The following is an 11,020-nucleotide window of genomic DNA, read 5'->3' as shown; positions in this document are numbered from 1 at the left end:
CACCAGTAACCACGGCTCTTTCGCATCTTTTTGATGAATTTTATCTGTTGTTCTTTGTGACGTCCCGCCTCGTTTTTCCTTCGCTTTTCGGCCTTTTGGCGTTCGCTTATAAATTGCCGCATTGCACGGGAACTTTGCCGTTTTACCATAATAAATTGAGCCAAGGTTATCAGCCTTACCAATACGCGCATCGGCAAACCATTGATAACTGGTTTTCCATTCTTGTTTATCTTGGGAGAGAGATACTCGCCCCCCTTACTCTCCCTATCCAATACCAATTTTTTTCTTCTACTATTTTAAACCATGGAGCACGATAGATAGCATCTGACACAATGATTGGCATACATCCTTCAGGTAATATTTGTTCGAGCGTGTCTAAAAATGCTTGATGTGCTTTATTGGTATTCAGTTCGCTCTCAGGATGAATTTTTTCATAGAGCGTTAAGCTTCTCCCATTCATTGGAATACTGGCGCGCAATACTTGAAACATCCCTTGTCCATTAATAGGTGACCAATCGACTAATATGATGGGGGACTTTTTATTTCCAATTAACTGCGCTGACATATAGTCATGAAAGAAAAGACGCTCGCTGTGTAAGAGCGTGTTACCGATTAAGCGGTCATCGCGTTTAATATCATTTTTCTTTGTTGTTTTTGATAGGCTTTTCAATCCCCTACCTAAATATGTTACAGACACACGTTGATCATAAATACCAGAGTCAATGAAGGTAAATAACGTGTTTAATCGAGTAGAGTGAATTTCAGAGTAGGCAGCAGCGATATCATTCTGTATTATATTTGTGATCTTCATGGCTATTGTTTTAAGTTGTTTTTGGCGAAGTAATTTGATCACAATTAGTCATGAAGGTCGGATCCCCTTTACTCATCTTTTTTAAATTCATTTCGTGGGGATTCGTCAGGATTTAAACTACTTCCACCCTTGTAGCCACTTTTGGTTATCTTTTAAATCTCGCCAACTAATTGGATATTGATTTTTTGACATAACAGCCTCGGTAATACATTCAATTACATTGCCATCTTCATCAAATTCCACCTCAACAATAATGAAGTGTTTTTCTTTATTTATAGCAGGTGTTGCGGTCCATTTACTATTCAATAATTTTTTAGGGTTTAGTTTATTCATTGAGTATAACGACTCCTACTCATCTATTTATGCAGCTTATCTAAGGCAACTATACGACCCCAACACCTACTTAGTTCAGATTACTCTGCAACTAGCTTGCCCTTATACATTTGCATTTGGCAATGAAAGTCATATTCACCGGCTTCAAGCGCAGGTAGTTTAACTGTATTGCCATCACCCATTGCCAGCGTTTTACTTATATCAAGCTGTGGAAATACAACGGTTTCGGCGCAGGGCGCGCTGTCTTTTCTATCAAAGGTAAGTACAACTTCTTTGTTAGCTGCCACTTTAATGTGTCCTGGCTTATAAACACCGTTATCAACGACTATCGTTACTTTGTTGTCATCACTTTGTGTTTGCTCTGGTTTGTATAGCCAAAACCAATAAATAATTGCAGCTATTAACAGTGCACCACCTATATTAATTATCAACATAATGTACTCCTTAGCTTAAATTACGATTTATTTGGTTTGAAAAAACGTAAGCGATTAGCGTTACTTACCACTGTAAGCGATGAAAGTGCCATAGCTGCACCTGCAACAACAGGGTTAAGTAGGATGCCAAAAAATGGATACAACACGCCAGCTGCAATCGGAATACCCGCCACGTTATAAATAAAGGCACCAAATAGGTTTTGTTTAATATTTGATATAGTTGCATTACTCACTGCAATTGCATCAGCAAGGCCATGTAACGAACCACGCATTAAGGTAATGTCTGCACTTTCTATTGCAACATCGGTACCTGTGCCAATTGCAAACCCTACATCCGCTTGCGCAAGTGCTGGGGCATCGTTAATACCGTCACCTGTCATACCCACTATTTCACCGTTTGCTTGGCGTTTTGTTACTTCGTTTACTTTATCATCGGGCATTACCTCTGCAATAAAGTCATCAATACCAACTTGCTTAGCAACGGCTTGTGCAGTGGCTTTGTTGTCACCTGTTAGCATAACTAGGTGGATACCTTTATCTTGCAGGCGTTTAATAGCTTCAACTGAATCCTCTTTGATAGGATCCGCTACTGCAATAATAGCGTGGAGCTTATTATTGCTTGCAAAATACATGGGCGTTTTAGCATCACTGGCAAGTGCTTGAGCTTGCTCGGTTGCATCATCAACGGCCACGTTGTATTTATCCATTAGCGCTTTATTGCCAAAAAACAATGTTTGCCCGTCAACACTGCCAGTGACACCTTTACCTGTAATTGCGTTAAAGTCGGCTACTTTACTTAAAGCTAAGCCCTGCTTTTGAGCATATGCCGTAATTGCTTGGGCCAGTGGGTGCTCTGAGCTACTTTCAAGGCTTGCAACAAGTTGCATTACTGTATTTTCATCACTGTTATTAAAGGTAACTACATCGGTAACTTGCGGTGTGCCTTGAGTAATAGTGCCTGTTTTATCTAAAATCATGGTGGTGATTTTAGATGTTGTTTGCAGCGACTCACCATTTCGAATTAATATTCCTGACTCTGCAGCTTTACCAATACCCACCATAACCGACATAGGGGTTGCGAGTCCTAGCGCACAAGGACAAGCAATAATAAGTACGGTGGTAATCGCAACAACGGCATAAGCAATTGATGGCTCAGGTCCGAAGTTTAACCATGCAAGGCCTGCAAGTACTGCAATAATCATGACTGTTGGTACAAATATTCCAGATATAACATCAGCTAAGCGCCCTATTGATGGCTTTGAGTTTTGTGCACGCTTAACCATATTGATAATATTGGCAAGTGTGGTTTCGCTACAAATGTACGTGGCTTTAAATAATAAAGTGCCACTTTTATTAATACTTCCGGCAACGACTTTATCGCCCGTTTTTTTGCGGACGGCCATTGGCTCACCAGTAAGCATTGACTCATCAACCGTACTGCTGCCTTCAATAACATCGCCATCCACAGGGATTTTTTCACCCGGGCGTACGCGTACTTCATCATTTTTTACAACATCACTAATGTCGATGTCTTGCTCTTGCCCATCGCGAATTACGCGTGCAGTTTTTGGTTGCAGGCCAATTAAGCGTTTAATTGCTTGTGAGGTGCGCCCACGTGCTTTTACTTCAAAAGCGAGCCCTAAACTAATTAAACCGATGATCATCGACGATGCTTCAAAATATACGTGCCTTGCAACTTGTGGTAATAAGTTTGGTGCTATTACCACAAACATTGAATACAACCACGCAGTACCTGTACCAAGCGCTATTAATGTATCCATATTAGCAGCATGGTTTTTGAATGCCTGCCATGCACCGTTGTAAAATTGTTTACCTGATATAGCCATAACCACAAGCGTGACTATACCCACTAAAAACCAGGCTATTCGTTGTGTGTCGGTGGTCACACTCATGTCAAAAATAAGCCCGTATATCATTAACGGCGCACCGACCCCTAACGCTAATATCATATTACGCATTAGCTTTTTATAATGTGCCTCATCCGACTTTGCTTTTTCATCAAGTGCATCTTGATCAGACTCATTACTCATTGGCTTAGCTGAATAACCAATGTTTTCGACTGCTTTAATAAGCGTGCTTTCGCGGGCTATACCTTCTACACGTACTGTACGCTGTGCAAAGTTCATTTCCACGTTTTGCGCGCCTTGCACGCTATTAAGGGCTTTTTCAATTTTAGCCACACAACTGCCGCAATTAGCGCCTTCAATAATAAAGTTTTGCGCGGTGTCTTTTGTATTAGTCGTCATTACGCTGCTCCTTATTTGCAGAATCGTTTATTGGATCAACAAAAGATTCTATTAAACTACACACGTCACTGGCATTTGCACCATCGGCTGATGTATCCCATTGATCCAGAGCTGCATGCATCCTGTTTCGTAGTTTTAATGTTTCTTGAAATAGTGCTTCGGTTTCTTCTAGGCGTTTAGTAATGAGTTTTCGCGTTAACGGACAAGGACAATTCCCTTGCTCTGACTCGCCTATAATGTGTTGAATATCTTTGAGTGAAAAACCAAGTTGACGCGCACTAATAATAAACTTTAAACGTTGCTGGTCTTGCTTTGTATATTCTTGATAGCCATTTTCTTCACTGCGTATTGGGTTAAGTAACCCAATACGTGTGTAATGACGAACAGTATCGGCAGTCACGCCCATTAATTTGGCAAGTTGTTTAACATACATAATTTAGCCCCGTGGAATTTCAATAGATCAATAATAAACCTATGTGCAACACACAGGTCAATAGAGAGGAGCATTAAAGCATAATTTAAATTTACTGAAACTGATTTAGCGAAAAAGTGAAAGCGCTCTGGCTAGAGCGCTTAAATAAGAGAGGTAAAAGTATTGAATCTATTGTTCTTTAAAGGTTAAATTTAACCAGCAAATATCAGCAGTCTCTAGTTAGCATGCTCGCGTGAGGCTTTTAGCTCTTCGCTTAGCTTGCCTGCTATATCTTGAATTTTTGGTATAGCATCTTTCATTAAGCTTTGTGACATTTGCATAGACTCTTGCATTACAACAGGCATTTTTTCAAGTATTTTTTGCCCTGTATCTGTTTTATAAAACGCTAACATATCAGCAATTTCTTGCTCACTAAAATGTTTGTCGTACACGCTAATCATCATTGGCTGCATTTTAGCCCAGCTCATTTCGGTTTTTAATACCGTTGTCATGTCGCCGTAGTATTTATCAAAAATAGCCTGTTCAGAAGGTTTAACGCCCATTTGGTCTGACATGCCTTTCATCATACCTTCAACCTGGCCGTACATAGAATCAACCATTGCATCCATGTTCATTACATTAATGAGTTCATCTATTTTTTGCTGCTTAGAATTTTGTTCAGCATACAAACTACTAGAAAAAATCAGTAATGATAAAAGTAGTACCTTACCCATAATAATATCCTTTCATATAAATAATGGACTTATGGTCACATGAATAATTTGTATTGTAAAGGGTACAAGCAATCATTAAAAAGGCCGAGTAAAATAAATTTATTCGGCCTTTTATAAATATATTTTTATGCTAATCGTCTTCTACATTATCTAGGCCTTTAGTGCCTTCTTTGGCTTTTAGCTTATGATGGATAGCAGACTTTATTAACATGTAGCCACTAATCGGTGCCGTAATTAGTAAAAATATAGTAATGAGTATTTCTTTAACACTTAGGCCATGCCCTGAATTTGCAAAATAAACCATAGCAGCAATTAACATACTCGCCATGCCCAACGTGGTTGCTTTAGTTGGTCCATGCAAACGCATAAAAAAGTCAGGTAGTTTAATTAAGCCTATTGAGCCAATTAAAATAAACGTACCACCAAATAACAATAATATTGATACAACCCATTCGCTGATCATGCTTTCACCTTATTCAATTATATCGCCACGTAGTAAATACTTACACACTGCAACTGTACTTATAAAACCGAGCATAGCAATAAGCAGTGCAGCTTCAAAATAAAGCCCTGTATCCATACTAATACTGTATAAAATAATCAGTGCGATGACGTTAATGTACATAGTATCGAGCGCTAAAACACGGTCAGGCACTGACGGACCGATGATCAATCGCCATAAATTAAGTAATAATGATAAGCCAATCATCGAAAAAACAATGAGTAATACAGTATCTAACATTGAAATATCTCCTTTAGTGGAGCTTCGTAGCGTTGTTTTATTTGTTTGATAAGTGCTTGTTCATCTTTAAGATCAAGCACATGTATTAATAAGTAGCGTTGCGTTGGCTCTTCACCCTCAAGTAACGATTCGGCAATTGGGTAAACCTCTGCACTCACAGTACCAGGTGTAAGCGATACACAACTGGCCAATATAGTAATTGGCATATCATGGGTTAAATCTATCGGTACTTTTATAAAGGCCGGACGCAAATTTTTAGATGGCCCAAGTATAAGTAAAGCCACTTGTAAATTTGCTACAACAATATCGTACAGCACAATAAGCAACTGCTTGAGAGCCAAGCCCGGCTTTAAAATTAGCGGCTGAGGCTCGCGAAGCGAAAAACTTAATATCGGGATAAGTATTGCAAAAATAGTCGCTAATACTAAGTGCCCTACCGACACGCTATTATTTAACAATAGCCAAACCATAAACAAAAATAAGCTACGAAATGGCGTTGGTAACCAACGAAAACGGGCTTGTAATCTCATCACATGCCTCCTTTAAGTACAGCATTAATGCCGCCGCTTATGTCATGTAACTGCACAGCAGCACCCAGCATATATTCACTAATGGGCCCGCCAAAAATTACTAATAATGGTGAACACACAAGTAAACCTATAATTACAATTACTTGCAATGGGTTCGCATTTACACACTCAGCATTTTCACTATTTTTACTTTTATGCTCCCAGAACAAGGTTGTGCCAGCGCGCGAAAGCGCTACTAACAACGCAAAACTTGTTACTAAATATACTGGCCAAAATAGTAAAGCTTGCTCACTGTTTAATGTCGCTTTAAGTATCCAAATTTTACCTACAAAGCCTGATAGTGGCGGCATACCAACTACCGTTAAAGCCGCAATAATAAAGCACACACCTAATAAAAATGGCTGTTTAACAGAGCGACCCGCCACAAGCCTATCGCCAACTTTACCGCGCTGGATTGAAACTAAGTCTGCTAGTAAAAATAGAGCGGCACTAACAAGTGTTGAATGCACTAAATAATATAAAAGTGCAGCAGTGGCATTTACATTTTGTAATGCGATTAACGCAACCAACGTACCTACCGATACTAATACTAAGTTAGCCGTTAGTTTACGTAAATCTTGCGCTGCCATAACACCAATGGCCCCCACTATAATGGTGGCAATTGCTAAACCCCAAAGCCAAGGCTGCGCCATATGTTCAAGCGCTCCTGCTTGTTCGCCAAATATCACAGTGTAAACTCTAAGCATGGCGTAAACGCCTACTTTGGTCATAATCGCAAACAATGCAGCAACCACAGGTTTAGCACTTGCATACGTATTTGGAAGCCATAAATGCAGAGGTAATAGTGCGCCCTTTAAAGCAAATACAATGAGCAATAATAAACCACCGGCTTTTGCTAGGTATACATCATCGCCCGAAAGCTGTGATACTTTTTGCGCCATATCTGCAATATTGAGCGTACCAAGTACACCGTACAAAATACCCAAACCGATTAAAAATACGCTTGAGCCAACTAAATTTAATATTACATATTGCAGCGCAGCACGGGTGTTTTGTTTATCACCTGCGTGCATTAACAATGCATATGATGCAATCAGTAATACTTCAAAAAATACAAATAGGTTAAATAAATCGCCAGTTAAAAACGCGCCATTTACACCCAATATTAAAAAGTGAACAAGTGGGTGATAAAAACTGCCTTTTTCATCATCGCCAGCACTACCATATAAAATAGCGCCCAAACCTAAAAGTGAAGTTAACGTAACCAATAAGGTAGACAACATATCGGCTACTAAGACGATTCCAAATGGTGCAGACCAATTACCAATAGCGTAAACGTTAATACCCGTATTATTAATATGTACAAGTAAAAATACACTAATGGCAAAAGTAGCTATTGCCATTACAATTGAAACTAAGCGGCGTATTTTAACGCTTTTACCGCATGGTGGCAGTAATAAAATAACGGCCGTAAGCATAGGTAATAAAATAGGGAGCGAAGCTAAATGTTGGATCATTTTTGCTCCTTGTTATCTGCTGAGGTATTAGGCACATAACCATCAACATGGTCGCTACCTAAATCGGCGCGCCCACGTATTGCCAAAATAACCACGAATGCGGTCATCGCAAAACCAATAACAATAGCTGTAAGCACTAAAGCTTGAGGTAGAGGATCGGCGTATTCTGTACCAGTACCAAGCACTACCGCTTTATTAATAGTAAGACGACCTGCTGAAAACAAAAATAAGTTAACAGCATATGAAATCATAGTAAGCCCAAGTACTACAGGGAACGTACGAGCTCTTAGCAGTAAAAACACACCGCAACTGACCAATACTCCAACGCAAGATGCGTACAATAATTCCATTAAATATTTACCTCTTTTTTCTGGGTATCTGCCGTCATATTACCTAAGCTTGCTAAAATCATTAACGTAGCGCCTACAACCGTTAAGTAGACACCTAGGTCAAATGCAATCGCGCTGGCAAGCTCTGTTTTACCGACAAACGGAATATCAAAGTAGTCAAACCAGGTTGTTAAAAATGGCTTATCAAAGAACCAGCTACCCACACCTGTAAACAGTGAAATACCAATGCCTGAAGCTATGATTTTACGATAATTAACATCAAAACGTTCGTTTATCCATGCCGTACCATGCGCCATATATTGTAAAATAAACGCGATTGACGTTACCAGTCCTGCAATAAAGCCACCACCAGGTAAGTTATGCCCTCGTAAGAAAATATACGCCGACACCAACAACGCAAGCGGTAATAAACTTTGTGAAATACTCGCCAATAATATTGGATGACGTTCTTTAGCCCATGGGCGGCCTTCGCTGTCACTTGCAGGCATAAATAATGGAATTCGAGAAAGTACTTTAAATATACCTAATGCGGCAATGCCTAATACGGTAATTTCTCCAAGCGTATCAAAGCCCCTAAAGTCGACCAAAATAACGTTAACTACGTTAGTACCACCGCCACCAATTTTAGCGTTAGCAATAAAGAAGTCTGAGATTGAATCTAATGGGCGTGTGAGTAACGCGTAACAAATACTTGCTACAACTACACCTAACGTAGAGGCTATTGCTAAATCTCGAAGTACACGTAATGAACTTGATTCTTTTGGCGTATGTTGGGGCAAGAAAAACAATGCCAGCATAAGTAAAATAATAGTAACCACTTCAACGGTTAGCTGCGTAAGCGCTAAATCTGGAGCAGAAAAACGTGTAAATACAACCGACACCATTAACCCCACAATTGAGAGCATTAACAACGATACCATTCGAGAGCGATGCCAAATAACGGTGGCAAGAGCACCAATAATCAATAAGCCTGCACCAATTGCATTGTGCACATCAACAGGCGTAAGTGGCATGCTACCGGCAAGTTGTTGCATTTCAAATAATGGCCAACCTGCACACAGTAATACTACCGCTAACATAATTACAAGGTAGCGCTGCAGCGATCCATTTTCTGTACTGCTTACCTTTGACTGACACCAAGCAATAACGCTTAATATTACACGTTCAAACGTTTTTTTAGCGTTTAGAGGTGGTAACGATGCTTGAAATTGAAATAGATATTTACGATTAACATAAATAAATAAGCCGCCAACAACAGCCATTGCACTCATAAGTAAAGGTAAGTTAAATCCATGCCAAATAGCTAATTCGTAATGTGGCATCTTTTGCCCTAATACAGCTAAGGATGCCGCAGATAAGATGCCATCAATTGCAAAGTGCGGAAACATCCCTACTAATAAACAAATGACAACGAGTATCTCTATTGGTACACGCATATAACGTGGTGGTTCATGAGGTATTCGTGGTAGATTAATTGGATCACCGTTAAAAAACACATCGTGAATAAAGCGTGCGGAATACGCAACCGCAAATGCGCCTGCAACAGTTGCCAGTACTGGTATTAGCCACGACATAGAACCAAGTACTTGCTGATGCAGCGTTTCTGCAAAAAACATTTCTTTAGATAAGAACCCATTAAGTAATGGTACACCCGCCATTGCAGCCGCCGCGACCATCGCAAGCGTTGCAGTGTATGGTAAGTATCGCCACATACCATTTAATTTACGCATATCACGCGTGCCCGTTTCGTGATCAATAATACCGACGGCCATAAATAACGACGCTTTAAACGTGGCATGGTTAATGATGTGGAATATTGCCGCAACAGTTGCAAGCTCAGTATCAAGCCCGAGTAACAGCGTTATTAAACCCAAATGGCTTATTGTTGAATAGGCTAACAAGCCTTTTAAGTCATGTTTGAATAATGCTATATAAGCACCAAACAACAGCGTAGCTAAACCCGTCAACCCAACGAGCAAGAACCACGTATCGGTGCCGGCTAAAGCAGGGTGAAAACGTGCTAACAAAAATATACCGGCTTTTACCATAGTTGCAGAATGTAAATACGCGCTCACTGGCGTAGGTGCAGCCATTGCATGAGGAAGCCAAAAATGAAATGGAAATTGTGCCGATTTAGTAAATGCCCCCAATAGCACCAATACCAATGCTACTTCGTATAAATCGTGAGATTGAATTATTGCTTTACTCGCTAGAATAACATCTAAGTCATAACTACCAACAATATCACTCAATAACATTAAGCCAGCAAGTAATGCTAAACCGCCAGCACCAGTCACAGCAAGCGCCATGCGCGCTCCCTTGCGTGCTTCGGACTTATGCCACCAAAAGCTAATTAATAAAAATGAGCTGATGCTGGTTAATTCCCAAAACAACCACAGTTGAATGACGTTGTTAGACATAACAATACCAAGCATTGCAGTCATAAATAGCATTAAGTAACTATATAACTTGGCCATTGAATCGTTAGCGCTTAGGTAGTAACGCGTGTAGAGGATAACGAGCAAGCCTATGCCTAAAATCATAAACATAAACAATAAACTGAGGCCATCTAACCGCAGAGATAAATCGAGTCCTATTGACGGGATCCAAGCTAATGAATAACGAATGGTTTCGCCCGCTAAAACTGCAGGTGCATGGTATAGAGTAATCCCCAAAGCCGTCAAAGGCGCGAGAGCCGTTAAACTAGTGCTTAAATTGCGGGATAACTTACCTGTGCATGCAGAAATAACACTGCCAATTAAGGATAACAAGGGTATCCAGAGCAAAGTCATAATGTAGGGCCTTTTATAATCATAAGTTTATCAGGGCGTCACTCTTTTAGGATTAAGTGATGCTTTTACTGCCTGTTTTTTAACGACATTAATAGTTA

General features: G+C 40.0%; 11 protein-coding genes and 1 pseudogene. All 12 read right to left on the bottom strand.

The features are described from left to right. Positions 1-811, bottom strand: a pseudogene (locus NRL14_RS19460) (IS4 family transposase); the annotation flags it as partial. A 117-nt stretch (positions 812-928) separates the two neighbouring features. Then, entirely contained in the window at positions 929-1,144 is a 216-nt protein-coding gene (locus tag NRL14_RS19455) for a TIGR02450 family Trp-rich protein (protein ID WP_002958506.1), read from the bottom strand. Between the two features lie 80 nt (positions 1,145-1,224). Continuing rightward, positions 1,225-1,578, bottom strand: a complete 354-nt coding sequence (locus NRL14_RS19450; protein WP_272451398.1) for a cupredoxin domain-containing protein — start codon at positions 1,576-1,578, stop codon at positions 1,225-1,227. A 20-nt stretch (positions 1,579-1,598) separates the two neighbouring features. Continuing rightward, positions 1,599-3,845 (bottom strand): heavy metal translocating P-type ATPase, encoded by a 2,247-nt coding sequence (locus tag NRL14_RS19445; protein WP_306725403.1) that lies wholly within the window; start codon positions 3,843-3,845, stop codon positions 1,599-1,601. Next, complete coding sequence (locus tag NRL14_RS19440) at positions 3,835-4,278, bottom strand: MerR family transcriptional regulator (RefSeq protein WP_007378490.1); 444 nt, start codon at positions 4,276-4,278, stop codon at positions 3,835-3,837. The genes NRL14_RS19445 and NRL14_RS19440 overlap by 11 nt, the downstream gene beginning before the upstream one ends. 215 nt (positions 4,279-4,493) lie before the next feature. Continuing rightward, a complete protein-coding gene (locus tag NRL14_RS19435) occupies positions 4,494-4,991 on the bottom strand; it encodes a DUF2059 domain-containing protein (RefSeq protein WP_007378491.1) in 498 nt (165 codons plus the stop codon). A 130-nt stretch (positions 4,992-5,121) separates the two neighbouring features. Beyond that, positions 5,122-5,454, bottom strand: a complete 333-nt coding sequence (locus NRL14_RS19430; RefSeq protein WP_007378492.1) for a Na+/H+ antiporter subunit G — start codon at positions 5,452-5,454, stop codon at positions 5,122-5,124. A gap of 9 nt (positions 5,455-5,463) precedes the next feature. Further along, on the bottom strand, positions 5,464-5,733 hold the full coding sequence (locus NRL14_RS19425) for a K+/H+ antiporter subunit F (RefSeq protein ID WP_007378493.1): 270 nt from the start codon (positions 5,731-5,733) through the stop codon (positions 5,464-5,466). Beyond that, positions 5,727-6,263, bottom strand: a complete 537-nt coding sequence (locus tag NRL14_RS19420; RefSeq protein WP_008134633.1) for a Na+/H+ antiporter subunit E — start codon at positions 6,261-6,263, stop codon at positions 5,727-5,729. The genes NRL14_RS19425 and NRL14_RS19420 overlap by 7 nt, the downstream gene beginning before the upstream one ends. Then, on the bottom strand, positions 6,263-7,780 hold the full coding sequence (locus NRL14_RS19415) for a monovalent cation/H+ antiporter subunit D (RefSeq protein ID WP_306725402.1): 1,518 nt from the start codon (positions 7,778-7,780) through the stop codon (positions 6,263-6,265). The genes NRL14_RS19420 and NRL14_RS19415 overlap by 1 nt, the downstream gene beginning before the upstream one ends. Beyond that, positions 7,777-8,130 (bottom strand): Na+/H+ antiporter subunit C, encoded by a 354-nt coding sequence (locus tag NRL14_RS19410; RefSeq protein ID WP_010554685.1) that lies wholly within the window; start codon positions 8,128-8,130, stop codon positions 7,777-7,779. The genes NRL14_RS19415 and NRL14_RS19410 overlap by 4 nt, the downstream gene beginning before the upstream one ends. After that, positions 8,130-10,922 carry a monovalent cation/H+ antiporter subunit A gene (locus tag NRL14_RS19405; RefSeq protein WP_306725401.1) on the bottom strand — a complete coding sequence of 931 codons (2,793 nt, stop codon included), beginning with the start codon at positions 10,920-10,922 and terminating at the stop codon, positions 8,130-8,132. Before NRL14_RS19405 ends, NRL14_RS19410 begins: the two co-directional genes overlap by 1 nt. Between the last annotated feature and the right edge of the window lie 98 nt (positions 10,923-11,020).

This window comes from Pseudoalteromonas sp. 20-92 (genome assembly GCF_030847595.1).
Classification (GTDB): domain Bacteria; phylum Pseudomonadota; class Gammaproteobacteria; order Enterobacterales; family Alteromonadaceae; genus Pseudoalteromonas; species Pseudoalteromonas fuliginea.
The sequence above is the reverse complement of the archived record's forward strand: the minus strand, read 5'-3'. Positions and strand labels throughout refer to the sequence as shown.